At 48.9% G+C, this 24629-nt stretch carries 27 protein-coding genes; 10 read left to right on the top strand and 17 right to left on the bottom strand.

Annotated elements, in window-relative coordinates:
• Both METMI_RS0102375 and METMI_RS0102365 read left to right on the top strand, forming a co-directional pair.
• Nucleotides 1-369: a PilZ domain-containing protein gene (locus METMI_RS0102375; RefSeq protein ID WP_040572756.1), complete on the top strand. Its 369-nt coding sequence runs from the start codon at nucleotides 1-3 to the stop codon at nucleotides 367-369.
• A gap of 338 nt (nucleotides 370-707) precedes the next feature.
• Nucleotides 708-1481, top strand: coding sequence for a TatD family hydrolase (locus METMI_RS0102365; RefSeq protein WP_019864601.1), 774 nt, complete (start codon nucleotides 708-710; stop codon nucleotides 1479-1481).
• A 219-nt stretch (nucleotides 1482-1700) separates the two neighbouring features.
• On the opposite strand, the gene METMI_RS0102360 is transcribed toward METMI_RS0102365, so the two are convergent.
• The 6 genes from METMI_RS0102360 to METMI_RS0102335 form a co-directional block, all read right to left on the bottom strand.
• The gene (locus tag METMI_RS0102360; protein WP_198007882.1) at nucleotides 1701-2414 is read right to left on the bottom strand and encodes an ATP-grasp fold amidoligase family protein; all 714 of its coding nucleotides are present in this window, start codon (nucleotides 2412-2414) and stop codon (nucleotides 1701-1703) included.
• Between the two features lie 441 nt (nucleotides 2415-2855).
• Nucleotides 2856-3479 (bottom strand): protein-methionine-sulfoxide reductase heme-binding subunit MsrQ, encoded by a 624-nt coding sequence (locus METMI_RS0102355; RefSeq protein WP_019864599.1) that lies wholly within the window; start codon nucleotides 3477-3479, stop codon nucleotides 2856-2858.
• Nucleotides 3480-3481: 2 nt separating this feature from the next.
• Nucleotides 3482-4414 (bottom strand): protein-methionine-sulfoxide reductase catalytic subunit MsrP, encoded by a 933-nt coding sequence (msrP, locus tag METMI_RS0102350; protein WP_019864598.1) that lies wholly within the window; start codon nucleotides 4412-4414, stop codon nucleotides 3482-3484.
• 244 nt (nucleotides 4415-4658) lie between these two features.
• Nucleotides 4659-5405, bottom strand: coding sequence for a DUF5765 domain-containing protein (locus METMI_RS0102345; protein WP_019864596.1), 747 nt, complete (start codon nucleotides 5403-5405; stop codon nucleotides 4659-4661).
• Between the two features lie 347 nt (nucleotides 5406-5752).
• Entirely contained in the window at nucleotides 5753-6181 is a 429-nt protein-coding gene (locus METMI_RS0102340) for a GlcG/HbpS family heme-binding protein (RefSeq protein WP_019864595.1), read from the bottom strand.
• 16 nt (nucleotides 6182-6197) lie between these two features.
• Entirely contained in the window at nucleotides 6198-6803 is a 606-nt protein-coding gene (locus tag METMI_RS0102335) for an arylesterase (RefSeq protein WP_029151441.1), read from the bottom strand.
• A gap of 1 nt (nucleotide 6804) precedes the next feature.
• On the opposite strand from METMI_RS0102335, the gene METMI_RS0102330 reads away from it, so the two are divergent.
• Both METMI_RS0102330 and METMI_RS0102325 read left to right on the top strand, forming a co-directional pair.
• Nucleotides 6805-7491, top strand: coding sequence for an ABC transporter ATP-binding protein (locus tag METMI_RS0102330; RefSeq protein WP_019864592.1), 687 nt, complete (start codon nucleotides 6805-6807; stop codon nucleotides 7489-7491).
• A complete protein-coding gene (locus METMI_RS0102325) occupies nucleotides 7488-9968 on the top strand; it encodes an ABC transporter permease (RefSeq protein WP_019864591.1) in 2481 nt (826 codons plus the stop codon). The genes METMI_RS0102330 and METMI_RS0102325 overlap by 4 nt, the downstream gene beginning before the upstream one ends.
• Before the next feature lie 50 nt (nucleotides 9969-10018).
• Here METMI_RS0102325 and METMI_RS0102320 read toward each other — a convergent pair whose 3' ends face one another.
• Nucleotides 10019-10312, bottom strand: a complete 294-nt coding sequence (locus tag METMI_RS0102320) for an HU family DNA-binding protein (RefSeq protein ID WP_019864590.1) — start codon at nucleotides 10310-10312, stop codon at nucleotides 10019-10021.
• Nucleotides 10313-10674: 362 nt separating this feature from the next.
• Between METMI_RS0102320 and pqqD the strand changes: the two genes are divergently transcribed.
• Both pqqD and pqqE read left to right on the top strand, forming a co-directional pair.
• On the top strand, nucleotides 10675-10944 hold the full coding sequence (gene pqqD, locus METMI_RS0102310; RefSeq protein ID WP_019864587.1) for a pyrroloquinoline quinone biosynthesis peptide chaperone PqqD: 270 nt from the start codon (nucleotides 10675-10677) through the stop codon (nucleotides 10942-10944).
• On the top strand, nucleotides 10925-12058 hold the full coding sequence (gene pqqE / locus METMI_RS0102305; protein ID WP_019864586.1) for a pyrroloquinoline quinone biosynthesis protein PqqE: 1134 nt from the start codon (nucleotides 10925-10927) through the stop codon (nucleotides 12056-12058). Before pqqD ends, pqqE begins: the two co-directional genes overlap by 20 nt.
• Nucleotides 12059-12230: 172 nt before the next feature.
• Here pqqE and METMI_RS0102300 read toward each other — a convergent pair whose 3' ends face one another.
• From METMI_RS0102300 to thiO, 10 genes are all read right to left on the bottom strand, one after another.
• Nucleotides 12231-12533 (bottom strand): type II toxin-antitoxin system RelE/ParE family toxin, encoded by a 303-nt coding sequence (locus METMI_RS0102300; protein WP_019864585.1) that lies wholly within the window; start codon nucleotides 12531-12533, stop codon nucleotides 12231-12233.
• Nucleotides 12530-12748, bottom strand: coding sequence for an addiction module protein (locus METMI_RS0102295; protein ID WP_019864584.1), 219 nt, complete (start codon nucleotides 12746-12748; stop codon nucleotides 12530-12532). Before METMI_RS0102295 ends, METMI_RS0102300 begins: the two co-directional genes overlap by 4 nt.
• Nucleotides 12749-12771: 23 nt before the next feature.
• Complete coding sequence (locus METMI_RS0102290; protein ID WP_019864583.1) at nucleotides 12772-15816, bottom strand: STAND family AAA ATPase; 3045 nt, start codon at nucleotides 15814-15816, stop codon at nucleotides 12772-12774.
• Between the two features lie 245 nt (nucleotides 15817-16061).
• On the bottom strand, nucleotides 16062-16397 hold the full coding sequence (locus METMI_RS27350) for an IS4 family transposase (RefSeq protein ID WP_019864582.1): 336 nt from the start codon (nucleotides 16395-16397) through the stop codon (nucleotides 16062-16064).
• 57 nt (nucleotides 16398-16454) lie between these two features.
• On the bottom strand, nucleotides 16455-16817 hold the full coding sequence (locus METMI_RS27345) for a hypothetical protein (RefSeq protein WP_029151440.1): 363 nt from the start codon (nucleotides 16815-16817) through the stop codon (nucleotides 16455-16457).
• Nucleotides 16818-17023: 206 nt separating this feature from the next.
• On the bottom strand, nucleotides 17024-17410 hold the full coding sequence (locus tag METMI_RS27340) for an IS4/Tn5 family transposase DNA-binding protein (protein WP_269634481.1): 387 nt from the start codon (nucleotides 17408-17410) through the stop codon (nucleotides 17024-17026).
• Nucleotides 17411-17583: 173 nt separating this feature from the next.
• Nucleotides 17584-17967: a PIN domain-containing protein gene (locus METMI_RS0102270; RefSeq protein ID WP_029151438.1), complete on the bottom strand. Its 384-nt coding sequence runs from the start codon at nucleotides 17965-17967 to the stop codon at nucleotides 17584-17586.
• A gap of 2 nt (nucleotides 17968-17969) precedes the next feature.
• Nucleotides 17970-18245, bottom strand: a complete 276-nt coding sequence (locus METMI_RS22975) for a hypothetical protein (RefSeq protein ID WP_019864580.1) — start codon at nucleotides 18243-18245, stop codon at nucleotides 17970-17972.
• A 46-nt stretch (nucleotides 18246-18291) separates the two neighbouring features.
• Nucleotides 18292-19314, bottom strand: a complete 1023-nt coding sequence (locus METMI_RS0102260) for a quinone-dependent dihydroorotate dehydrogenase (protein ID WP_019864579.1) — start codon at nucleotides 19312-19314, stop codon at nucleotides 18292-18294.
• 85 nt (nucleotides 19315-19399) lie between these two features.
• A complete protein-coding gene (thiO, locus tag METMI_RS0102255; RefSeq protein WP_019864578.1) occupies nucleotides 19400-20500 on the bottom strand; it encodes a glycine oxidase ThiO in 1101 nt (366 codons plus the stop codon).
• Between the two features lie 339 nt (nucleotides 20501-20839).
• Here thiO and METMI_RS0102250 point away from each other — a divergent pair, with 339 nt between their 5' ends.
• The 4 genes from METMI_RS0102250 (at nucleotide 20840) to METMI_RS0102240 (ending at nucleotide 24250) form a co-directional block, all read left to right on the top strand.
• Nucleotides 20840-21784 (top strand): hypothetical protein, encoded by a 945-nt coding sequence (locus METMI_RS0102250; RefSeq protein ID WP_040572754.1) that lies wholly within the window; start codon nucleotides 20840-20842, stop codon nucleotides 21782-21784.
• Nucleotides 21785-22332: 548 nt separating this feature from the next.
• The gene (locus tag METMI_RS25985) at nucleotides 22333-22602 is read left to right on the top strand and encodes a PIN domain-containing protein (protein ID WP_198007880.1); all 270 of its coding nucleotides are present in this window, start codon (nucleotides 22333-22335) and stop codon (nucleotides 22600-22602) included.
• A 116-nt stretch (nucleotides 22603-22718) separates the two neighbouring features.
• Nucleotides 22719-23678: a prolyl aminopeptidase gene (gene pip, locus METMI_RS0102245; protein WP_019864575.1), complete on the top strand. Its 960-nt coding sequence runs from the start codon at nucleotides 22719-22721 to the stop codon at nucleotides 23676-23678.
• Nucleotides 23675-24250 (top strand): UbiX family flavin prenyltransferase, encoded by a 576-nt coding sequence (locus tag METMI_RS0102240; protein WP_019864574.1) that lies wholly within the window; start codon nucleotides 23675-23677, stop codon nucleotides 24248-24250. Before pip ends, METMI_RS0102240 begins: the two co-directional genes overlap by 4 nt.
• The last annotated feature ends 379 nt before the right edge of the window (nucleotides 24251-24629 follow it).

The raw sequence follows: 24629 nt of genomic DNA, 5'->3' as shown, positions 1-24629 counted from the left end.
ATGGCAGAATCTACTTCAAGCTCCACTACCACGCCAAGGGCCGGCATATTGACGCTGTCCATCAAAGACAAAAATTCTTTATATTCAGCGTACATGCCGTTTTTAATCAATGGTGGCTTGTTTATACCGACCAACCGGCCTTATGAAATGGGTCAGGAATTGTTTATGTTGCTGAATTTGATGGATGAAACCGAAAAAATCCCGATACAAGGCAAGGTTGTTTGGAAAACGCCGCCGGGATCAGAAAGTTACCGTTCATCGGGTATAGGCGTCCAATTCACCGAAGCGGACGGCGGTGTCGCACGCGCCAAAATCGAAACTTATCTCGCAGGGGCTTTAGGTTCAGACCGGCAGACGCATACCATGTAGGGATAAGGGACATTGCCGCCATTCGCAAGGCATAACAGCCAAAACTCCGTTGCAAGGCTAGCTGTTGTGGCTGCACTGGGCTGACGCCAGTTGTCCTGTCATCCGGAGCAGGTTGTAAGCGTGTCCCGTAAGTTTATCCTCAGCGTCAGGGTCTTGAAATGTTAGGATGCGCTTAAAACCCCCGTCCCGCAGCAAATCCCCCGGTATTTTATGTAAAATGGTTTCGGGCCGGTAACTGGCAAAAGATAACGCCAGGCTATAAATGCCGGACACACCACAAACCCCTATTGTGGCCTTAACCATCCCGCTTTCCCTTTTTTGAACCCGGATTATCCGCCATGCTGATTGACTCCCATTGCCACCTGGACCGTATTGACCTTAAGCCCTACCAAAACGACTTTGGCTGTTTTATGCAGCAAGTCCAAACCAGCAACATTGAGCACCTGCTGTGCATTGCGATTGATTTGGAAGCCTATCCCGCCATGCTGGCGATGGTGGCGGATTATCCGCAAATCTCGGTCAGCGTCGGCGTGCATCCGAACGAACATGAAGGCCATGACCCCAGTGCCGATGAACTGGTGGCGTTGGGGCAAAACGGGAAAGTGATCGCCATCGGTGAAACAGGCCTCGATTACTTCCGCTCCGAAGGTGATTTAGGCTGGCAGCACCAACGTTTCCGCAACCACATCGCCGCCGCAAAAGCATTGAAAAAACCCTTGATCATCCATACCCGCGAAGCGGGGCAAGACACCTTAAAAATCCTGGCGGAAGAGGGGGCGGATGAGGTCGGCGGCATCATCCATTGCTTCACCGAAAACTGGGAATTTGCGCAAAAAGCCATGGATTTGAATTTTTACATTTCCTTTTCCGGCATCGTCACCTTCAACAACGCCACCGAAATCAAAGAAGTCGCCAAAAAGGTCCCCGCTGACCGGTTCCTGATCGAAACCGATTCGCCGTATCTGGCTCCCGTGCCGTTCCGGGGCAAGACCAATTACCCCCTGTACGTGCGCCATGTCGCCGAACATATTGCGCAGTTGCGCGGGACAACGTTCGAGGAAATAGCCGGATTGTCCACGCGGAATTTTTATACCTTGTTTAATTTTTCTTAATGCCGCTATGGGGTTGGGGCGGGTTCCTACGCTGGGGTTTGGAAAACGGCCAAGGGCGTGAATGGTATATCGGGCTCCGGTGGCTATATAAACGGCGTCCCGGGCATTTTTGGGGGATTGAAAAAAGCGGGGGAAGATGCTCAGGGAGGGTTTTGTTCCGGTGTTCCCGTTCCAACGTTCGAAGCGATGCCAGTTTTTTGGAAATTTGCCATCACAACCTTACCCTATGCCCCCTACCCACTTATCACCCAGAACAACATCCCAATCGTCAGTGATGAATTTAATGTAACCAGCGGCAGGTACGAAAGTAAGCTCGCCAAAATAAACCTTCCCTTTTATATTAAATAAATCAACCCGAACAAAGGCAAAGCCAGCCGAGAGGCTTTTTGCCACCTGGACCATTTCATTGAGGTTATCTGGCTTTTCGATAGCAAAGTCTTCGAACCTATCGTTATAACGCAATGGCAACTCGTTCCATTCCGTGTCAAAGAAAATATGTCCGCTGGGGCTATTGTTGCCAACTTGTATGGCTTCCGGTTGGCCAGAAAAGCACCAAAACCTATAATCCAATGGCCCATCTTGATAGCCATCATCGAGAAAGTCTTGGATTAATATCCGGGGCTTGATGGGGTAATAGTGATACTCCCTCTGCACCCAATAATAGTTTTCCTTTAGCCATTTCCTTAAGGTGTTTACCACCTCTTTATGGTCGCTTTTTTCGTTCAGGATGATATTCCAGCTCGAACCATGTGTGGTTTTAATCACGCATTTAGCGGGCAGTTTTGCAAAAGGGATCAAGGAAGGGGCAGTGCCATGCCACAATTGTTTGACCAGATATTTTTCACCGATTTTTTCCCGCACATAATCCCTAGCGAGGTATTTATCGGCGAGCCGCGTAAAAACCGGATTACCATGCCGTTCCAGCAGGACCATCCGGCAAAACAGCTTTTCCGTAAAGGTACGGGGCGTGTTTAGGTTAAGCTCCCTGCCATGCACATACCGGAATCTCCCTTTAATAATCGTTTCACCTGCCCGAGACCTAAAAACCCAATTTTTTAACAAAATTAATTTGTAGGGGATATGCATCGAAGTGGCTCGTCAGAAGGGGGATGGTGTCAGCCCTGTAGGTTTGTTGGTCAAGGTGCTTTTTGCGGTTACCCGGTTTGTATAGTAACGGCTAGTGACCTGATTTGTGGCTGTGCAGCGTCTTTATGTTGGTGTTGTGCCGTTGTATCAGCGAGGTAGCCCGGATGCAGCGGTAGCGGAATAACGGGGTTCGGAACCGCATAAATCCCAATCCTGAAACCCCGTTCCGGAACAGTGCGATAATACGGCAATGTTAGGTTTGGAAAATCCCGTAATCCGCTTCGCCCCTTACCGGCTACTTGCTACCTGTTTCCCCCGCCACCAATAAACCAACCTAAACCCCAACAAAATAGCCAACACCGCCGCAAAAATAACCGGATTAGTCAGGTCTTTTTTGACCAGCCACCAATAATGCACCACCCCGCCAACAGCGACGGCATAAACCAAGCGGTGCAACCATCGCCAGCGTTTGCCGCCGAGTTTTTTGATCATCGCGTTATTGGACGTGACCGCCAGCGGGATCAGCAATAAAAATGACGGGAAGCCGACGGTGATGTAGGGGCGTTTGATGATGTCCTTGATAATGCTGCCCCAGTCAAAAAATTGGTCTAGCACCAAGTAAGTCAAAAAATGCAGGCACACATAGAAAAACGCGAACAAGCCCAGCATACGGCGGGTGCGGGTTAGCCAGTGCCAACCCGTGAGTTTGCGTAGCGGGGTGATGGCCAGCGTCACCATGATCAGCGTCAGCGTCCAGTAGCCAGTGGAGCGGGTGATTTTTTCGATGGGGTTTGCGCCTAAACCGTCCGTTATGCCGCCGATGACGAGCCTGATGAACGGGATCAGTGCCAATAAAAAAATGATGGCCTTAACCCATCCCAGGGTTTTTTCGTCGAGTTGTTTGATGCCCATGGTTAGAAGTATTTTTGCAAGTCCATGCCCGAATAAAGCCCCGCCACTTGGTCGGCGTAACCGTTGAACGGTAAGGTCGGGCGTTTGAAAAAATCGCCGATCCGGCGTTCTTTGGCTTGCGACCAGCGGGCATGGTCGACTTCGGGGTTGACGTTGGAATAAAAACCGTATTCGCTAGGGCCTGCTTTCATCCAAGCGGAAACAGGCTGGTGTTCGGTGAAACGGATTTTGACGATGGATTTCGCGCTCTTGAAGCCGTATTTCCACGGCACGACAATGCGGATAGGCGCGCCGTTTTGGTTGGGGAGCATCTCGCCATACAGGCCAAAAGTCAGCAAGGTCAAAGGGTGCATGGCTTCGTCCATGCGCAGGCCTTCGTTGTAAGGCCATTCCAGCACGGTGGAACGTTGCCCTGGCATTTGCATGGGGTCATCCAGGGTGATGAATTCGACAAATTTGGCGTTGCCGGTCGGCTCGACTTGTTTGACCAGTTCGGATAAGGGATAACCTATCCACGGGATCACCATCGACCACGCTTCGACACAGCGCAAGCGGTAGACGCGCTCTTCCATCGCCGCCAGTTTCAGCAATTCTTCAATAGCAAAGGTTTTAGGTTTGTGGACTTCGCCTTCCACCGTCACTGTCCACGGGCGGGTTTTTAAGGTGTGTGCATATTGTGCCGGATCGCCTTTGCCAGTGCCGAATTCGTAGAAATTGTTATAGCCCGTCACGTCCTTGTAGGGGGTTTTTTCTTCCGCTAACTGGTAGGCCTTGTTGGGGCTGGCTTCGAGTTTGTCGGCCGCCCACAACGGCCCAGGCAATAAACTGGCGATAGATGCGCCCGCCGCCAACTGCATGAAACGCCGCCTATCGTAATAATGTTCGCGAGGGGTGATTTCCGAGGGTAATATCCTGGTATTGTTTTTATGTCTCATAACGGCGTTCCTGTGGATGTTAGGTGGGTGGCTTTTACCAGTAGTCGTACGGAAAGCGGTTTTCTTACATTGCTTCGGCATTTTTTTATAAACAATCATGGCGTGGGGTTTTTACCCCATACCAAAGCCTTAGGGAGCGAACCGTGTACCTAAGATCGTTTACCCGATAATCCTTATATGGCAAATTGGGCTAAGGCCTTAAAACCTTCCAAGTTTACGAAATAGAAAAGGCCTAAGTTAACCATCAGGCATCCAGCCAACGCCACCAAAACCAACTACGCACATGCAAATAGCCGCGGATTGGCGTTTTCAGCAAGAGCAGCAGCAAGCCAATCGAATACAGGCACCACACCGCCGCCCATTCATTGGGGTTATTGGTGCTTAAATATGCCAGAAACGGCCCGGTGATTAAATGGTAACCGGTCATTTTCCACGAACCGTACAACACGGGCATGATGAACGCGGCGACGATGTACATATTGAACAGCACCAAGTTGGCAATCGCCGGAATTTCCCAAGCGATATGCCATTGCCCCGACACCGAGCAAATATGCTTGCCGCAAAACGGCACGTTAAACGAATCGAAATAATCGCTAAACAACACGACCTTGGTTTTCACGTCATAACACATCGGCGCCCAATCAAACGGATACAGCCGTATCAACAGGCAAACCGTGGCGACAAAGCAGATGAAATACACCATTGGCGAGATTTTCTGGCGGATGTTGGCGGGAATGAAATACAGGGACACCGCGTTGACAAAAAACGGCTGGAAGGCGATGTGGATATAACCCAGCAGGGTGGCGATCTGGTTGCCGGGATTGGCGCAATCGTCGATCACCGTGTAGGTATAGGCTTGCAAGGCTTCCATCAAGGAAAAAAAGCCCAAGGCCGCACATAATGCCAGCGGTTCTTTTTTATAATAAAAATAAACGGTACTGCTTAAACCAACGCCCGCCAAAACGGTGGACGCTTCGCCACTCCAACACATATCCTTTCCCCTGTTTTTATTGTTATTTGTTATCCTTTTTAGGGGATGGTGCGCAGTGAAAAGAAGCTAAGGTGCCAGGCTTGGGATGAAGCAATAGCGCAATCCCAGCACCACAAGCCACTCTGCTGGGGTTCCTTGTGTCACCCCAGCCTACTTTGCTGCGTCCAAAATTATTACATTATCACTCATTAGCTTGGGAGGAACACGATACCGCAAAAAGTGATTGCCAAATGGGGCATAACATTTCTTCCAGAAATTATCTTAACACCTGGCGTTACGCAGTGACGTATATTTGCTCCCGTTTGCCGCGCCGGGCACCGCAGGTTTTGTCGGGACATACCAAACCATCAGATACTCGCAAAAAAACCCACCGCCTCAATCCCCGCAATCGCACACCGCTCATCCTGATCGGACTTGTCGCCGCTAATCCCCACCGCGCCCAGCAAATTGTTGTCAGCATCGCGGATCAACACGCCGCCCGGGACGGGCATGATTTTGCCGTCGGCGATGGTGACAAGCGCGTTCATGAAATCGGGGCGTTGTTCGGCGACCACGGCCAGGTTGCGCGAAGACACGCCCATGTTGACTGCGCCCCACGCTTTGGCGGTGGCGATTTGTTGGCGGATCATGCTGGCGCCGTCTTCGCGCTGCATCGCTTTGAGGTGTCCGGCGGCATCCAAGACCACGACGGTGAGGGGGTTCATATTGAGTTCGCGGGCGACATTGATGGCATGGTTGATGATTTGGTTAGCGTGTTGCAGGGTCAAGTCATTCATGGTTATTGCTCTTGGTTTACAGTAAGGGGAAGAGATAAGCGGCTATTTTGTCGGCGATAATCGGCTGTGCCTGGGCATTGGGATGGAGGCCGTCGGCTTGCATCATGGCGGGGTCCAGCGCGACTTCTTCGAGGATGAACGGGATGAAGGGGATATGCAATTCCTCAGCCAGTTGCGGGTAGACGTTATAAAACAAGTCGATATAACGTTTGCCGTAATTGGGCGGGATTTTCATGCCCAGCAAGATGACTTTCGCGCCTGTTTTTTGGGCGCGGCGGGTGATTTCAATCAGGTTATTTTTCATGGCGACAGGCGAAAGGCCGCGCAAGCCGTCATTCGCGCCCAGTTCCAGCAACACCACCGAGGGTTTGTGCAAGGCCAATGCCTGGCCTATCCGCGCCAAACCGCCAGCGCTGGTGTCGCCGCTGATGCTTTCGTTATGGATGGTGTAGCCGCTATGGTCTTTTGAATTATTCAGTTTATCCTGTAACAAAGTGACCCAGCCTTGGTCAACGTCAATTCCATAGGCGGCGCTGATACTATCGCCCAACACCAGGATAGATTTTGCCATCGCGCCCATCGACGTTACCATCATCAGTAAAGCAACTAAAAATCGGAGCATTATGCGCCCTCAAACAGACTTGTTAAACAACATTATCGTCGCGGAAGGTTTAGGAAAAGCCGTCACGGCTGGCGATAAAACCCTACATATCTTGTCAGCAATAAACTTGATAATCAAATCGGGCGAAAGCATTGCCATTGTTGGCGAATCCGGCTCCGGCAAATCGACTTTAATCAGTTTGTTGGCGGGATTGGACACGCCCAGTACGGGTCACATTTTCTTCAAAGGCCAGGATCTGACGGCGATGGATGAAGACGGGCGTGCGGCGGTGCGTAGCCAATCGGTGGGCTTTGTGTTCCAGTCTTTCCAACTATTGCAGGGTTTGACTGCATTGGAAAACGTCATGCTGCCGCTGGAATTGAACGGCGACCCGCAAGCCAAGCCCAAAGCGGAACACTTGCTGGAACGTGTCGGGCTGGCCCAACGCATGGCGCACACCCCCAAACAACTGTCCGGCGGCGAACAACAACGCGTGGCCTTGGCACGGGCGTTCGCCACGCGCCCCGCCCTGTTGTTCGCCGATGAACCGACTGGTAACCTCGACAGCAAAACGGGCGCGACTATTGTTGATTTGCTGTTCGAATTGAACCAAGAAAACCACACCACTTTGATATTGGTCACCCACGACCACTCGTTGGCCGCGCGTTGCCAACGCACCATCCGTTTGTCTGCCGGAGAGCAGGTATGAATCGGTTCAGCCTTGCTTTGCGTTTGCTCTGGCGCGATAGCCGTTCGGGCGAGCTGACGATTTTGCTGTTGGCCTTGGTCATCGCCGTGACCAGCTCCACCGCAATCGCGTTATTTTCCGACCGTCTGCAACGCACCATGACCAACCAAACCGCTGAATTTCTGGCGGCGGATTTGGTCGTGACCAGCTCCAACACGATGCCGGAAAGTTGGGCGGAAAAATCGGGACAACTGCATTTGGCCCGTGCGCAAACCGTGGAATTTACTAGCGTCCTGATCGAACATGAAGAAATGCTCTTAGCCAGCATCAAAGCCGTGACCAGCAATTATCCTTTGCGCGGGCAATTAAAAACCACGACCGCCGATTACGCGCAAGAAACCGCCACGCCACAAGGCCCGCCAGCCGGTGAAGTCTGGGTGGAGAAACGCATCCTGCCTGCTTTGAAGCTGCAACTGGGCGACACCCTGACCGTGGGCGAACTGCCGTTGACCGTCACCCGCATCATCACTTACGAACCCGACAAACAAGGCGATTTTTACAGCTTCTCGCCGCGGGTGATGATGAACGCCGCCGATTTGCCCGCCACCCGCATCATCCAGCCCGGCAGCCACGTCCATTATTTTTTCCAATTCATCGGCGCAACCCAGGACTTGCTAACCTTCAACCAATGGCTGAAACCGCAGCTAAACCCCTCGCAACGCCTGATGGACATCCACAATGACCGTCCTGAATTAGGTTCCGCCCTTGACCGTGCCGAGCGTTATCTGGGCTTATCCAGCACCTTGGTCATCATCATTTCCGGCGTGGCGATTGCGATGGCGACCCGCCGTTACACCGAACGCCATTTTGACAACACGGCGTTGTTGCGCTGTTTGGGCTGTAAGCAGAATGAGATTTTGTGGCTGTATGGTAGCCAATTTATCGTGCTGGGCGTGGTGGCGAGTGGCTTGGGCTGTTTGTTGGGTTGGTTTGCGCAAGAAGGCCTGTTCCTGTTGTTAAAGGACTTATTGCCTAAACGCCTGGCCGCCCCTGGTCTTCCGGCGGTGATGTTTGGTTTTGCCATTGGTTTGGCGGTGCTGTTAGGTTTTGCCTTGCCGCCTTTGTTGCGGCTGAAACAAGTTTCGCCCTTGCGCGTGTTGCGCCGGGAGTTGGAACCCTTGCCTGCCAGTGCGTGGCTGGTGTACGGTTTGGCCTTGGGCATGGTGGGCTTATTGGTGTGGCAATACACCGATGATTTGCCGATGACCGCCACTTTGCTGGGTGTGGGCGCGTCTGGTGTGTTGGTGCTGGGTTTGCTGGTTTTTGCCTTGTTGACAGCGCTAAGACATTTGCCGCTGGCAAGTCTGGGCTGGCGCTTTGGCCTGCAAGGTTTGGCCAGGAACCGGCAGGCCAGCATCAGCCAGATACTCGCGTTTAGCCTGACCTTGGTCGCCATGATCTTAAGTTTCACCGTGCGCAATGATTTGCTGGACAATTGGCAACAGCAATTGCCGGACAACGCGCCCAACCATTTCGCCCTGAACATTTTCCCGCAGCAGCAAGCCGGATTTGCCGAAGAATTGGCGCAGCAACACATCAGCGGCAGCCAGTTTTATCCGGTGGTGCGCGGACGATTGGTTGAAATCAACAACATCCCCGTGCAAAAACGGGTCAGCAAAGACAGCCAAGGCGATGCCGCCACCCACCGCGAATTAAGCCTGACATGGACGGAAACCTTGCCGGATGAAAATAAGATCACCGACGGGCAATGGTGGGCGGACGGCAAAGCGGGCTGGGTGTCAGTCGAGCAAAAGCTTGCCGACAGCCTGAAAATAAAAATCGGCGATGTGCTCACCTTCACCGTCGGCAGCGAGCAGTTCACCGCCACCGTCGCCAGCCTACGCAGCTTGCGCTGGGACACGATGAAGCCGAATTTCTATATGATTTTTTCAAAAGGCACCTTGGACGCGTTTCCCAGCACCTATCTGACTAGCTTTTACCTCTCCCGCACGGAAAAAAACCGCCTGAACGCGCTGGTGAAAAAATACCCCAATACCACCATTATGGAAGTGGACGCGATTTTGCAGCAATTTAAAACTATCATCACCCAGCTGACCCAAGCCATTAATTATTTGTTATATTTCGCCCTGATGGCAGGCTTTACCGTGCTGTTCGCCGCCGTGTATGCGACGCTGGACAGCCGCATTTATGAAGGCGCGTTGATGCGCACCTTGGGCGCAAACCGTGGCTTGTTACGCAAAAACCAGATGGTTGAATTCGGCGCCTTGGGTTTTATCTCTGGCGTGGTCGCGGTGCTGGTTTCCGAAGCCGTCGTGTTTGCCTTGTACACCCGCGTCATGAACATGGCTTACCAGCCCAATTTTTATGTTTGCTTGCTGGTGCCGGTCATTGGCGCGGTGGGCGTCGGGGTTACCGGATGTTGGGGCTTGCGTGGGGTATTGGATAAGGCGCCGTTGACGGTGTTGCGGAAAGGATGATTTTTGGTAGTGGGGCGGTTGTATTCAACATCCCCACGATGCCTCGTGGCTCAAGCTTTTTTAGCCGATGCCGCAATCCTCACCCGCAGTTCCTTGCCGGCCTTAAAATGCGCGGCATAGCGTGGCGGCACATGCAAAGTGTCGCCGGAAATGAAATCCCGGCCTTTACGGGAAATACGGTAATGTACCGAAAACACGCCAAAATTGCGGATTTCCACACGCTGTTTTGCCATCAACGCTTCGGCGATGCGTTCAAGGATACAGTTGACCGCTTGCTCCACTGCTTTTTTACGTAAATGAGGTTGTTTTTGCGAGATTGCCCTGATCAGATCGGTTTTGGTCATTGCCAGTTTTCCTGTGTTAGTGCTTGCCTGCCAGTTGCTTTGCCGGAAACTGTGGCATATCACGCAGTGGCTAAGTGATATGCCACAAAAATCCAGCAGGTTTTATGTGCAATCAGGCAAGCTATCGGTTTTTTATAAGGTTTTATTTTTAAACAGGTACTATAAGCAATTGTGATACCAAAAAACGTCTTTCGGGCTTTATGCCGGTCACATCCCTGAGAAGGCGATTATCGGCTTTGGGCTTGCCAATGAAGGTGAAAATGTTCTGGTTATTAAACAGGCCGATTTTGTTAAAATTGCGTTGGCACCATCAATAAGGCCGTCAACAAAACGGCGACACCCCCATCCAAACACCCAAACTTATGACTATAAACCCGCAACTGCCCATCCATTTTTCCCGCACGCACCGTTTGCAATGGGAAGAAGCCCAGCAAAAATTCGTCATCCTCTACCCTGAAGGCATGGTCGAGCTTAACCAAAGTTCGGCGGAAATCCTAAAATGTTGTGATGGTGAGCGGACGCTGGCCGACATCGTCACGGAACTGGAGCAAAAATTTGCCACATCCGGTTTGCACCCTGATATTTCCGCTTTCTTGGAGGTCGCCTTAAACAATGGCTGGATACAACAATAACCAAATCAAACCCACACCGCCACGCTGGTTACTGGCGGAACTCACTTATTCTTGCCCCTTGCAATGCCCGTATTGCTCGAATCCCTTGGACTATGCGAGCTATAAAACCGAGTTAAGCACCGACGATTGGAAGCGTGTTTTGACGCAAGCGCGGAAAATGGGCGCGGTGCAACTGGGATTTTCCGGTGGCGAACCGTTGACGCGCCAAGATTTGCCGGAATTAGTCAGACACGCCCGCGAGTTGGGCTACTATTCCAACCTGATTACATCGGGTTATGGTATGACCGAGGAAAAAATCGTCCAGTTGAAAGAAGCGGGGCTAGACCATATCCAAGTCAGCATCCAAGCCAGCACCCAGGAGCTTAACGACCATATCGCGGGTACGGCTTCGTTTGAACATAAGAAACAGGTTGCGCATCTGGTCAAAAAACACGGCTACCCAATGGTGCTGTGCGTGGTGATCCACCGCGAAAACATCCATCAAATGCCGGAAATTTTGGCGATGGCGGAAGAATTGGGCGCGGATTATCTGGAATTGGCCAACACGCAATATTACGGTTGGGCGCATATCAACCGTGATTTGTTGTTGCCGACCCAAGAACAATTTGAAAAAGCCGAAGCGATTGCCCAAGCCTATAAAGAGAAAGTCGCGGGTAAGATGAAAATCTATTACGTCGTGCCGGATTTTTACGAAGACCGCCCGAAAGCCTGTATGAACGGCTGGGGGACGACATTTTTGACCATCGCGCCGGACGGGGTGGCGTTGCCCTGCCATTCCGCGCGTGAACTGCCAGGCTTGGAATGCCCGAATGTCAACGATTACAGCATCGAAGAGATTTGGTATGAATCCAAAACCTTCAATTTTTTCCGTGGCTTTGACTGGATGAAAGAGCCTTGCCGCAGCTGCGATGAAAAGGAAAAAGATTTCGGCGGTTGCCGTTGCCAAGCGTATTTGCTGACGGGCGACATGTACAACACCGATCCGGTATGCAGCAAATCGCCTGAGCATGGGGTGATAGGGCAGGCGATAGAGTCGGCAAGGGTGGCTGCATTGGCCGCTGATGAGAAACCGTTGGTTTTTCGTAACAGTAAAAATTCGCGGGGTATGGATTAGCAATGGGGCTGAAAAAACAGCTGGCCAAACAATCCTATTGACCAGTAACAGCAAACTTCAGCTGGACCGGGCATGTCGCCCCGTCCGCAAAGTTCATTGTTGGATTCAAAAATGGCGGTAGCATTGAAACGTTAGAGGCGGGGGTTACGACCCCCGTCCCCATCCAAGGTTTTTATTGTGGGACGTTTATACGTTCCAACCAATAATCCGGTTTGCGATGCAAATGGGCGACAGCGACGATTACAAGCCTATCCGCATCTAAGCCATACAAAATGCCGTAGGGAAAACGCTTTATTAAGCATCTTCTTATCTCACCCGAAAAAAGTGCATAAGCCTTTGGAAACAGGCATATTCGCCTTACTGCGTCATCAAACTCGTTTAAAAATTGCACGCCTAAATTGGCTTGTTGAGTTTCATACCAATTAAAAGCATCGTCCAACTCGGCTTGAGCTGCTTCCAGGAATTCGATGTTCATTTATATTTCTGCATGACAGCACTATAACTGACAGTTTTTAATTCTCCTGATTGATAGGCTTGCCATCGTTTTTGTGCCTCTTCATGCCAGACGGCATCAACTTCAGGATTTGGCGCATCCAAATCGGCTAAGAGCAATTCTGCCAAACGTAATTTTTCTAAAGGCGGTAATTGGTTGGCTTGTTGGTATATCTCTTGATGGCTAAGACTAATCATGAATTGATCCTTTATAAATTATATTATTTCAATAACTTACTTTTTCTTGTTTGAAAATCAATTTTATGTGACTTTGATATTTCAATATCCAAATAGCTACACAGTTTTTGCTTTTCCGGTTCCCTCATATGGAATTGGTATAAATGGTAAACAGCAAGAGATTGAAGAATTTTAAATGCAAAGAAATTATCTTTAATATCCAACGCAAGTTTTTTAAGGCCTTCAAGGGGCAAATGACCGGGTTGGGAAAGATGCGTTGCTGCTTCTATTAATTTATAGGCATTAGTGGATTCATTGCTTTGGACTACTACTGAAATATCTTCTTGAAGCTTGCTTGAGCTTACAAATTGAGCTGTTCGTAAAATTAACCCTGTTCCTAAAATCCCTAACAAATGAAAAATTAATTTTTTCGCTAGCTCTTCTTTTTTTTCTGGTAATAAATGAGGTTGCTCTTTTCCAATAGCACTTTCTATTTCTTTAACTAAAACTAATGGGTCATTTGTAACAGATTCAAATAGCGTTCCTAAAAATCGTAAAGGACTATTAAAAATTTCATTAATAAGCTCTTTTTTAACGCCTCGTTCTAATGAACCATAATAGTTTTTAAGTATTTGCCCAAGAATTTCGGCTGTTCGTAATAAAAGATTGAGCTTATATGAAACGCTAATTCCCTCTTCTATTTCATCACTTTCTTCTTTTTCGCGATGATTTTTCGTTTCCATTTCGTCTTGGATTTGACGGCGATTTTCTTGATTTTTATCTACATCTGGCTCTGCTATAAGTAAATGAGCAGTTGTATCAATTAGAGTGTTGATTTTTTCTACATCGCCATCAAACTCCATAGCGCGGCAGTCTTTAAAACAGCCCTGTAATACGGATAATATGCGTTTAATCAACCAAGGATGGTTATTATTGTGATGGGTAAGAAATAAAATTGCATGTGCATTTTGGTATTTATACAAATTATCGCAGTAGTATTCAACCATCTCTTTTATTTCGGTTTTATGTAAATTATCTGCTAAAAACTTGCCTAAAAAGTAATAATAAATGTAAGGATATGTGAACGAATAATATTCACCTCGTTTAATTAGAATTTTTGCCTTACACAGCAATAGTAATCTTTCATTTAAATCTACTGTATCAAATAGTTCGCAAAATCCTTGATTAAATGATTTAAAATCCTTAAATGCAATTTCTTGTAGATTTTCTTTTCTTAAAAACCACGCAAATTGAGATAAGTAATTAAAAAGAGCGTCTAATTCTTCCCGCTTAACGCCGTTTTCACCGAAACTTTTTGTAATAATATATTGATAATAATAGGCAAAACTACTATTTTGAAGTTCATTTTGTTGGTCACGCTGGCAACTTTGTATCAATATTAATAAGTAAATGGGTTGAGAGGGGACCAAGCTTTTTCCAATAATAGTATTTACTAAACCTTCAATTTTATGAACTTGCTCATCCAATTCTGGTTTTGTATTAACTGTTCCACAAAGACACCATTTTTTAATTAATTGATGTCTCAGTCTTAAATTGAATCTTTGTAATTCATAAGTATCAAAAGCTGCCAATGAATTAATAGCATCTTGATTTACCAAGTTAGCAAATTCAAATTCAGTATTTGCTGTTAAGACTATTTCACTAAAGTGCTTTTCCAAATATTGGATTAGTGAATGTAATGCTCTTGAGTTGACTTTATTAATATCGTCAACTAGAACTATTTTCTTCTCCTTTTCAGATAAATCTAAAATAGAAGGCGTTGAATATTGGGATTTAACATGACGATTGATTAGTTTTTTTATTTCTTTTTCAGATGAAGAAGATAGTCCATTGGCCTTAATGTATACTGGAAAAAGACCTTCTCGATGGTATTGGTTAAATAATCTAAGAAGAGTTGTGGTTTTACCAGACTTTTCTTCCCCTAAAAGAATTATTCGCTGTTTTATGTGGTTTTTGAAAAGTATTTTTTCGATTGAAACAAAAATATTTTCATTAGTTATTTCAACGGCCATCTGCTTCACATCAGGATAAACAAAAATATCATCCAAATTAATACTATCTTTTTCAGGGTGAGTAAAATTTCCCCCAGGATCAGCAAGAAGATTTTGGAAGTCTTTCGTTAATTCTGATTTACCGTTTTGTTTTATTGATTCATCAAAAAGTAGATGGCTATTAACATCTTGTTTTAGCAAAGTATCTTCTTCAATTGAACATCTATATTCCTCAACACTATTCGATCTAAACGAAAGAAAAATTACTGAAAATTGAGGGGGCATGTTGCTTTCATCCGGTTGCAATGCTCCAGCTTCAAAGTAGAGGCTACTTCCATTATGAACATCTTTAATAGTTCCAGAACTTGAAAGATGTTCATGACCTGAAAGAATTATGTCAGCATAATTTCTGAGCGATTGCCTTAATGGATGATAGCTTTTTTGGCAATACCAATTTAATGGTTGGTGGAGTAAAGCGAATCGAATGTTGGAGTGTTCTTCTATTGATTTACTAAATAACTCTATTGGAAATACAAGTTCACCTTGTTTCTCAGGTATTCTTGACATCCAAGCTGCATTGATTGCTGAAACTCTTAGAATTTTTTCATTGACAATAAATTCGTATTCGTTCCAGAGTTTATGTCTAAATATTGGCGTCTTCTCAGTAATTTGATCTTGGAAGTCAAAGTAAGATTTTTGAGGGGTTGTACATGTATCAATTATATTTTCGTCTAACGCTTCTTCTGGGTAAGCAATTACTCCATCAATAACAATCGTTCTTGATTTATTTTCAGGAATCAATGAGCAATCGTGATTGCCAGGAACGGTAATTATGTCGACTAAAGGGCAGCCTTCTTGCTGAATCTCTTCTTTAATGAGGGATAAAAATACATAAGCCTCATCATATTGTTGTTTTTCTCCACTATAGGCAATGTCGCCAGTAACGATAATTAAACAAGCGTCACTATCCCTTGCAGAAGTAAAGCAAGCAGATGCAATTTTATTAGCTTGTTTCAGAATTAAATCTGAAGAGTTATGAATATGAATATCGCTCAGATGTAAAATTGTTAATTTCATATTGATGTGGTTTTTTTAAAAGAAGCTAGCTGTTCTAACATCTTAATTAAATTTTAGTTTTTAACTATCTTCATCCGAAATGATATTTTTATCAAATTCTGATTTTTATGATCTACCTCAGCCTCCGCAAACGAAGCCATTTCATTCAAAAATATAACCGCCGATTGCAATTAGCGGTTGAATTAAAAAAACAGTATTTCGTTGTCCGACATCCTACAAGCCCACACGATTACCCACATCTCATATCAAGTGGCATAAACCGCTTTGCCGACTTCAATCCCGACAGCATAATGCCGGACTTTCTCCATGCCTTCCCAAATCGCCTTGGGCCCGGGCTTGCCATCGGATTTGCGGCCTAAAAAACCGCCCAGGCGGGCGACCAGCCGCACCATTTCGCCCAGCGGTGGCGGTTCCGGCGGCGGCTTTTGCCGATGCGCCACCATCCAGGCGGCCTGCCATTCTTCGGGGTCGAACACCACGTCACACGGCAGCCCCGGGCATTCCTGGCCAAGCGTCACCAGATGGAGGATCCGCCAGGCGATGATGAAATAAATCACCAGCAACCGCTCCAGCCGTTCCATGCTGGCCAGTTGCCTGGCCTCGACACGGCAACCACTTTTTAGGATGCGGAAAAAGATTTACCCTAAAGGGCACACGTCAACCGGCCACCGGCAACGGTACCACCCCACCAGTTCCGCCGCCTGCTCGAGGGTGGCGGCCTCGCGGTTGGTCAGCAGCCGCCATTCAATGGCCTTTTCACCCGGCGGCGGGTTGTCCTCGCGTGCCAGGATGGCCGTCACGTCCAATTCGGGTTCGCCTTTGTGCTTGGGCAAGGTGGCCCGCAGGGCATACAGGCTCTGGCAAACCTTGCGGTCGCCGTTGGCTTCGAGCATAAATTCAATTTGCCCCAGTGGCTGTTGCTGGCTGGCTTTGTCCCACAGCTTTTGGGCAGCCTCTTCTTCACCCGTTTTCGCCAAGTTGCGGTTATGCCGAGCCCGCACAAAAAGTCAGCCGAATAGTTGCGCCGCCTCGCCTCATCCATCAGTTCGCGGATATCGGACTCACGGTCGCCGACCTGGACAAAGCGGCTGTCCGGCACACGTCCGGCGGTGTCGGCCACGAGGGTGTAGCCTTCTTTCCAGCGGCTGCTTTCCTTAGGGACAGGGCTTGTGCCTTTGGGTTGCCGCGCCCATTTATGACCCTTAGGTTACAGCCAGGCGTCCATCACCCCCAAGGCCAGGCGTTGCGGCGTGGCCATCAGCGTCAGGTGGGCGTACAGGCCGTGCTGTGCCTCGTAACTGAGGCGGCCCAGCCCGGCGATGCCGGGCTGGCTAGTGAAATCCAGTTCGGTGGTGTCCTGGATGCACAGGACCACCGGATGCCCTTGCGCCCTGTGTTCGCTTTTCCCGGCATGGCAGGCCAACAGTTCCATCGGGTCTACGGCGCCGTTTGACAGCAGGCGGTAAGCCGCCTTCGTTTCCGCCCAGCCTTCGGAGGCGCTTGGAATGCTCGCCCTGGGTGAATTTGATAAGCTTTCCATCAGTGACACCAACCGTTTCGTCCGCCGTTTGTCGCCTAATTCTAGGCCCCCAATTCCTGTTGTACCCAGCTCATATGATTAGTGAAAAGGTCATATTTTCGCTGATTTTGGGAGTTGTGGATAATCGTGTGCCTACAAGCCCTTCACAACATCCGAGACCAATTCCGGCCCACGATAAATCAATCCGCTATAAATCTGTATCAGACGAACGCAAGTACACAAATTTCTTAGCGAATAAGCCTGACAGGTACGCCAATATCCAACTGCGCCCATATTTTATCGGCAGTCAATACCGGTAAATCCAGGTGGATTGCCAAAGCTAAACAAGCCCTATCTCCCAATGAAAGGCCAAATGGCTTGGTTTGTTGCCATAAGTTCCCTGCGATATGGGCTTGCTGCATATCAAAATCGAAATAAGTTAAGCCCAAAGCAGCTAAATCCTGATTCAAATTTTCGATGTTTATATTGTTGGCAATGGCTTTCTGAATAACTTCAGTCCAGTTTACGCTTGATATAGCGGCTTTGTTCAAAATGGCGTCCGCTACTTTGTCCGTGCCTTGCTCATTATGTAGCAAAGCCAGTAAAGCTGAGGCGTCCAAAACAGTATTCATTTTCATTCTTGCGATGCTTCAATACGGCGTTCGGCAATTAGTTCGTCAGCCAATTTTATTTCTTTGGGAATCTCGGTAAATCGGTCTTGGATATTTCTCAATAATTGCTTTTTCTGCATTAGTACAGGGTCATTTTGTTCAAGCAAATTATTTAAATGCTCTTTTTTTGATAAGTAATCATTAACAATCAGTAGGATGGCTTCGTTACTTGTTTTTGCGTGGGTATAAAACAACAATTTATTGAGTTGGTGTTCTTCGATATCTATCATGGTTTGCATAAGGGCTTGTCCTTATAGAAGTAACAGTATTTCGTTGCCCAACATCCTACAAGTTATCAAGCCCCTTCACAACATCCGCCACCAACTCCGGGCCGCGATAAATCAAGCCGCTATAAACCTGTACCAAACTCGCGCCAGCGGCGATTTTTTCCTGGGCGTCTTCAGCCGTTAAAATCCCGCCAGCGGCGATGATGGGGATTTTGCCGCCCAATTCCGCCGCCAAGCCACGCACCACGTAAGTCGATTTCCCTTTCACGGGCGCACCGCTTAGGCCGCCCGTTTCTTTGGCGAGCGGGTGGTTGGCGATGGCGTCCCGCGCGATGGTGGTGTTGGTGGCGATCACGCCGTCTATGGCGTATTCCAGTAATAATCTGCCGATGTGGCTGATTTCTTCGTCAGTTAAATCGGGAGCGATTTTGACCACTAGCGGCACATAACGGCTGTGTTCTTGTTGTAGTTTGAGCTGTTCTTCCTTCAATTGCGCGATAAGGTTTTTGATTTCGTCGCCTTGTTGCAATTGACGCAGGTTTTGGGTGTTGGGTGAAGAAATGTTGATAGTGATGTAACTAGCGAGCGGGTAGGCTTTGCGTAGGCCGATCAGGTAATCGTCGGCGGCGTTGGCGATGGGGGTGTCGAAGTTTTTGCCGATGTTGATGCCTAATATGCCTTGGTATGGCGAGTTCTTGACTTGTTCCAGCAGATGGTCAATACCCAAATTGTTAAACCCCATACGGTTGATGATGGCGTTGTGTTCGGGCAGGCGGAACAGGCGCGGTTTGGGGTTGCCCGGTTGTGGGCGCGGCGTGACCGTGCCGATTTCGATAAAGCCAAAACCCAAGGCGGCGAGGGCGTCGATGTAATCGCCGTTTTTGTCCAAACCAGCGGCAAGCCCGACCGGGTTTTTAAAGGTCAAGCCCATGACGGTGACGGGTTTGTTGGCTAGGGTAGGGGTGGTTAGTTGGCTAAGGCCTGTGCGGTGCGCGAGTTTGAGCAGTTTTAAGGTCACTTCGTGGGCGGTTTCGGGGTCTAGGGAGAAGAGTAACGGACGCAGTAAGGGGTATAGGTTCATGATGGCTTTCGGGATGCTGGTCGTGAGTAAAAAGGCTAAATTAAGCGCTAGGGCCGGAAAACCTAGGTTTGTTCTCCGGTAGTTTTCAATGTGCTGCCGCTAGCTGATAAGGTTCCGGCGCAACCTGCGGTGTCCGTTGCAACACCAGATCCACCAAGAGTTGCGCCGAAGCCGGCCCCATGACCAGGCCATTACGGAAATGTCCGGCATTGATGCTTAAGTTGTCGATGTCAGGATGTCGGGCGATATAGGGTATGCCTTGTGCCGTGCCGGGGCGTAAGCCCGCCCAGTGTTTGACCAACGGATAATTTTGCAGGTCGGGCAGTAAGTTTAAGGCGAATTGGCTTAGGTCGTCTTTGGCCGTGGCGGTGGTGGTTTTGTTAAAGGCATCGCTCTCGACGGTGCTGCCTGCGAGGATTTTGCCGTCGCGGCGCGGGATCAGGTAATGGTCGCCATCCAACACCATAAACGGCAAGGTGTCGGGCTTGGCGTCGAACAACAGCATTTGGCCTTTGACGGGGGCGATGTTGGGTGGGTTTCCGGCGATTCCGGAAAACAGCCGCTGATATAAATCCCCGCTCCACGCGCCGCTGGTGATGGCCAATTGGTTGATGGAAAATTCCCCGCGCGTGGTGGTGATGGCTTGGATATGCCGGTTGCGGCAGTCGATTGCCGTCAGTTCGCAGTGCTCATAAACCGTGATGCCTTTGTTAAGCACATCTTGTTGCAGCGATTTCAATAAGCGCGGATTACGCACTTGCGCGATGTCCGGTAACCAAAGCGGATGCTCGGTGGAGGCGTTGAGGAAGTTAAAAAACGAATGGTCAGGCGAACTTGAGTTGATGTGATGGGTGGCGCACCAATCTTTTGCGGCCTGGTGATCCGGGTTTTTGGTGATTAACATGCCGCACGGTGTCCATTCCGGATCAAGCCCCGTGTCCGTGATGAGTGCGGCCGCCAAATCGGGGTAGATCCTTAAGCTTTGTAAAACTAATGTGGTGATCGCTTCCGCTTGCCGCCAAGGGTAAATAGGTAGCAAAATCCCGCCGCCTGCCCAGGAGGACTCCTGGCCGATCTGGTTTTTCTCGATTAAAGTGACTGTCGCACCCGCATTATGGAATTCACGGGCGGTTAGGAGGCCGATGATTCCCCCGCCTACGAGTGTGATGTCTGTTATCTTTTTCATTAATATCAATGTGTTGTTGATTCCGTTGTGATTGTGCGAAAGGAACGGTGTGGTTGCGGCATTACTAGGCGTGTTTCGGGTTGATTATAAGGCAAATAGTTGCCGCCCGAAAAAGTATTGGATATGCTTGAATGGGCATATTATTGTTGTTTTTTTGATACAAAATGTAGTTTTTATCTTGTTTACAACGTTACTTGTTGATAAATAATAGATAATGTGTAAACAAAAAGTTACAGTGATGCTTGTGGGGAAATAGGTTTGCTGCTAATATGTGCCTTGTGACACACATTTTGTTGTATGAAAACAAAAGATAACTAAAATAACCCTTACGAGGTAGATATGATGATGAAAAAAACTAAATTAGTTCTAGCTATGGCCACTGCTACCTTAACAATGGCTGGTCTGTTGGTGGCTCCACAAGCACAAGCGCATTCAAAAAAACATGGCCATTCTTCCTCTTACAGCAGTTCCAGTTCAGCCGAGCGTTTAGCGGCGGCTGCCAACAACCGCGTTGAAGCCCTTGAACAACAACTGCAAGCTATGCAATATGAATTGCAAGCCTTAAGATCATCACAAGCTAGCCATACTGGTTCTAGTGTTGATTCTGCAAAGGTTCAAGAGTTGGATCAATGGATGGCATCTGTGAAATCCCAGCCAGCTAAATCAAGCACTAAAGATAACATGGTGTTTTTCCGTGGCGGTTATGCCCATGCTGATAGCAATAGAGGCGGCACGCTTGACCCTACAGCACCTGGCGGCAATTCAGGTGGTGCGTTAAATGGCCCTATTGGTAATCAAGATGCATGGTATTTCGGTGCGGGTTTTGATTGGAGCCTGAATGACGATTTATTTGGCGCGATGCACGGCACTGAAGTGCTTGCCGAATTGATGTTCGATTATAAAGAATTGGGCAATAGGGCGGCTAATGGTATTACTCCTGCCGTAGGGACAGCTGAAGGCCTTCCTGTTCCTGGCGTTAACACCGAAACGGCTACTGTCAATCAATTGACTTTGGCAGCTTCACCTAAAGTCAAATTTTTAAAGGGACAAGCATTCAGACCATGGTTGATTCCAGTAGGTTTTGAGCTCAATATAATCAGCCCGCCATCTGATGCGATTACTGTATTAACTCCAGGGATGCAATTTGGTTTAGGTGCCGACTACAAAGTTTGGAACAACATCTTTGTTGGTCTTGACGCACGTTACCACTACGCACCAGGCAACATTGATGGTGTGAACACTAACGGCGTAACTGCTGGTGGTTATGTCGGTATCGGTTTCTAAGCACACCGCTTAAAACCAACTGAAAAAAGGAGGGCGTAACACCCCTCCTTTTTTTGCGTCCGTTATTCGGTAGTGGTTCAGTTTGAAACTTGAACCGTAGACTGGAGTGAGCCTGATCCGGCGGTAGCAAGAACAGGCATTTCCGCCTATCGCCCGAAATGTCCGCAGAACGCCCTTATTCAGTCCTACCATTTTATGGCTTACGTGGCAGGACATTTCAAACTAAACCGCGAACCATGATTTTGGGGCATTGACGCTAGGAATTTTGAAGTTCATACTTCAAAGTAGCACTTAAACAATGGGTAAAATAATGGAGGCAACGGCTAAAGACCTCAGAACCCATTCTAAAGAACTGCTGGATGCAGTCAGCCGGGGGGGGATGTCGCTATCACCTATCGGGGTAAGCCTTGCGCCAAACTTGTCCCCTATATACAGCAGGATAAGCCCTTAGAAATAGAAGAGGAGATTCCAGCCTTTAGTATGTGGGCGGTCGATGATATGGATTCTATTGAAGGGCATATGCAAAATTTGCGAAAAAATAGGTTCGCATGATGTTAGTCGATACCGATGTGTTGATTGGGTATCTGAAAGGTAATCCTGTGGCACGGGATACCATCAACAAGTTATCTGGTTTTTGTATTTCCGTCATGACCTATATGGCATGGGTGCAGGGTATGCGCAACAAGCAGGAACTGGGTGAATTGAGGTGCGCCTTAAAAAATTGGCAGGTTAAGGTGTTGTATGTTTCTGAAGATATTTCATTAAGGCTTTGTTTTAGTCGAGGAGCATTATTTAAGCCACGCTGTACAGCTTGCTGACGCACACTGGTTGCGGCAGCCGCCGTGACGTATGGCCTTGGTCTGATGGCCGCCAACATCAAGCGCTACAAAATTATCAAGGACGTTTCCCTAAAAGTTTTTAAGCCGGTTCATTCATGAAAACCCTCTACCCCGAACTCCAGCCCTTCCAAACCTTTTTCCTGGAAACAGGTTCAGTGCATCAGGTTTATGTCGAGCAAAGCGGCAACCCGGCCGGCATTCCGGTGATATTCCTGCATGGCGGCCCCTGTTCCGGCACCAAACCTGACCATCGGCGGTTTTTTAACCCCGAAAAATACCACATTATCCTGTTTGACCAACGTGCATGCGGACAATCGTTGCCGTTTGGTGAATTGGAAGGCAACACGACGCAGGACTTGATAGCCGACATGGAACGCATCCGCCAACATCTGGGCATAGAAAAATGGCTAGTGTTTGGTGGCTCGTGGGGAGGGGCGTTAGCTTTGTTGTACGCCCAGCAACACCCGATGCAAGTTTGCGGGTTGGTCATCCGTGCGGTTTTCCTGGCGCGGCAGCAGGATTTGGATTGGTACGCCAAAGACGGCGCAAACCGGATTTTCCCTGAACAATGGCAAAAACTTATTGACACTTTGTCAGATCCAAATCCGGAAAATTTATTGGATAGTTTGTGTGCTGTGTTTTGGGGAGGGGATACCGAAACCCAAACACGGGTCGCCAAAGAATGGCTGGCGTGGGGGGCGTTGACCGCCTTAGGTTTGGCCTACCAACCTAAAGAGTTGGAAATTACCGGGCAAACCTTCAAACAAATCCGTATGGAGCTGAATTTTGCCCTACACCGTTATTTCATCACCGAAAACCAGATACTCGACCACTGCGGGTTATTGCGGCATATCCCCATCCGTATCATCCATGGCCGCCAAGATTTTCTCTGCCCGATGGAAGCCGGAATGAAGCTCCACCAAGCGCTGCCTCACGCCGATTATGTCGTCTTACCCAATGCCGGGCATATCGCCCAACACGAAGAAATGGTCGACGCACTGGTGGCGGCGACCGATGATTTTGCTGGAACGGGTGGATTTGGTGTGTCCGTATGACCGCTAAAAGACGGCTGATTATCGGCATGACCGGGGCGACCGGGGCGATTTACGGGGTCAGGATGTTGCAGGTTTTGCAGGGGCAAGAGCAATGGGAAACCCATTTGGTCATCTCTTCCGCGGGCGTGGTCAACCTTAAGCACGAATTGGGCATGAAACGCGCCGAGTTGTACGAACTGGCCGATGTCACCCATGGCATCAACGACATTGCCGCCAGCATTTCCAGTGGCGGCTTTAAGACCGAAGGCATGGTCATCGCCCCCTGTTCGATGAAAACCCTCTCTGCCGTTGCGCACGGTTTCGGTGACAACCTGATCTCCCGCGCCGCCGATGTCGTGCTGAAAGAGCGGCGGCGGTTGGTGGTCATGCCGCGTGAAACGCCGCTTAACCTGATCCATATCCGCAACATGGCCAGCGTCACCGAAATGGGCGGGATCATGTTCCCGCCCATGCCCGCGTTCTACAGCAAATCTGATTCCATGATGGCAATGGTCAATGAAACCGTCGGGCGGGTTTTGGATATGTTTGGTGTGGATGTGGCCGGGTTGTATACGCCTTGGGAAGGTTTGTAGTTTGGGGCCCACATGCCGAAAATAAGGCGCTTATTCGTGCCTTTGCCCAGGATGATGGCCTGCCTCTGATCCGTTGGATGGAGGGGCCGGTTGATGATGGGCCATAGGGGCTGCGTGTGGTATCACAGGAGCCTGTTGGGGTCGGGCAATGGGGGCTACGTGTGGTATCGCAGGGGCTGCTTGAGGACGGGTGACAGGGGCGGCGTGCGGTGTCACAGGAGCCAGTTGGGGTTGGGCAATGGGGGCTACGTGTGGTATCGCAGGGGCTGCTTGAAGACGGGCAACAGGGGCGGCGTGCGGTATCACAGGAGCCGGTTGGGGATGGACGATAGGGGGCTCATGCGGCATCACAGCTATCGGTTGGGGAGGTGAAACCGGG

It is taken from the genome of Methylovulum miyakonense HT12 (assembly GCF_000384075.1).
In the GTDB taxonomy this organism is placed as follows: domain Bacteria; phylum Pseudomonadota; class Gammaproteobacteria; order Methylococcales; family Methylomonadaceae; genus Methylovulum; species Methylovulum miyakonense.
Note: the sequence above shows the minus strand (reverse complement) of the source record. Positions and strands in the feature narration are given on the sequence as shown.

Bases quoted from the DNA above. Each gene is read 5' to 3' on its own strand.
- METMI_RS0102375 (WP_040572756.1), top strand. From the start codon at position 1: ATGGCAGAATCTACTTCAAGCTCCACTACCACGCCAAGGGCCGGCATA.
- METMI_RS0102365 (WP_019864601.1), top strand. From the start codon at position 708: ATGCTGATTGACTCCCATTGCCACCTGGACCGTATTGACCTTAAGCCC.
- METMI_RS0102360 (WP_198007882.1), bottom strand. From the start codon at position 2,414: ATGGTCCTGCTGGAACGGCATGGTAATCCGGTTTTTACGCGGCTCGCC.
- METMI_RS0102355 (WP_019864599.1), bottom strand. From the start codon at position 3,479: ATGGGCATCAAACAACTCGACGAAAAAACCCTGGGATGGGTTAAGGCC.
- msrP (WP_019864598.1), bottom strand. From the start codon at position 4,414: ATGAGACATAAAAACAATACCAGGATATTACCCTCGGAAATCACCCCT.
- METMI_RS0102345 (WP_019864596.1), bottom strand. From the start codon at position 5,405: ATGTGTTGGAGTGGCGAAGCGTCCACCGTTTTGGCGGGCGTTGGTTTA.
- METMI_RS0102340 (WP_019864595.1), bottom strand. From the start codon at position 6,181: ATGAATGACTTGACCCTGCAACACGCTAACCAAATCATCAACCATGCC.
- METMI_RS0102335 (WP_029151441.1), bottom strand. From the start codon at position 6,803: ATGCTCCGATTTTTAGTTGCTTTACTGATGATGGTAACGTCGATGGGC.
- METMI_RS0102330 (WP_019864592.1), top strand. From the start codon at position 6,805: ATGCGCCCTCAAACAGACTTGTTAAACAACATTATCGTCGCGGAAGGT.
- METMI_RS0102325 (WP_019864591.1), top strand. From the start codon at position 7,488: ATGAATCGGTTCAGCCTTGCTTTGCGTTTGCTCTGGCGCGATAGCCGT.
- METMI_RS0102320 (WP_019864590.1), bottom strand. From the start codon at position 10,312: ATGACCAAAACCGATCTGATCAGGGCAATCTCGCAAAAACAACCTCAT.
- pqqD (WP_019864587.1), top strand. From the start codon at position 10,675: ATGACTATAAACCCGCAACTGCCCATCCATTTTTCCCGCACGCACCGT.
- pqqE (WP_019864586.1), top strand. From the start codon at position 10,925: ATGGCTGGATACAACAATAACCAAATCAAACCCACACCGCCACGCTGG.
- METMI_RS0102300 (WP_019864585.1), bottom strand. From the start codon at position 12,533: ATGAACATCGAATTCCTGGAAGCAGCTCAAGCCGAGTTGGACGATGCT.
- METMI_RS0102295 (WP_019864584.1), bottom strand. From the start codon at position 12,748: ATGATTAGTCTTAGCCATCAAGAGATATACCAACAAGCCAACCAATTA.
- METMI_RS0102290 (WP_019864583.1), bottom strand. From the start codon at position 15,816: ATGAAATTAACAATTTTACATCTGAGCGATATTCATATTCATAACTCT.
- METMI_RS27350 (WP_019864582.1), bottom strand. From the start codon at position 16,397: ATGGAACGGCTGGAGCGGTTGCTGGTGATTTATTTCATCATCGCCTGG.
- METMI_RS0102270 (WP_029151438.1), bottom strand. From the start codon at position 17,967: ATGAATACTGTTTTGGACGCCTCAGCTTTACTGGCTTTGCTACATAAT.
- METMI_RS22975 (WP_019864580.1), bottom strand. From the start codon at position 18,245: ATGCAAACCATGATAGATATCGAAGAACACCAACTCAATAAATTGTTG.
- METMI_RS0102260 (WP_019864579.1), bottom strand. From the start codon at position 19,314: ATGAACCTATACCCCTTACTGCGTCCGTTACTCTTCTCCCTAGACCCC.
- thiO (WP_019864578.1), bottom strand. From the start codon at position 20,500: ATGAAAAAGATAACAGACATCACACTCGTAGGCGGGGGAATCATCGGC.
- METMI_RS0102250 (WP_040572754.1), top strand. From the start codon at position 20,840: ATGATGATGAAAAAAACTAAATTAGTTCTAGCTATGGCCACTGCTACC.
- METMI_RS25985 (WP_198007880.1), top strand. From the start codon at position 22,333: ATGATGTTAGTCGATACCGATGTGTTGATTGGGTATCTGAAAGGTAAT.
- pip (WP_019864575.1), top strand. From the start codon at position 22,719: ATGAAAACCCTCTACCCCGAACTCCAGCCCTTCCAAACCTTTTTCCTG.
- METMI_RS0102240 (WP_019864574.1), top strand. From the start codon at position 23,675: ATGACCGCTAAAAGACGGCTGATTATCGGCATGACCGGGGCGACCGGG.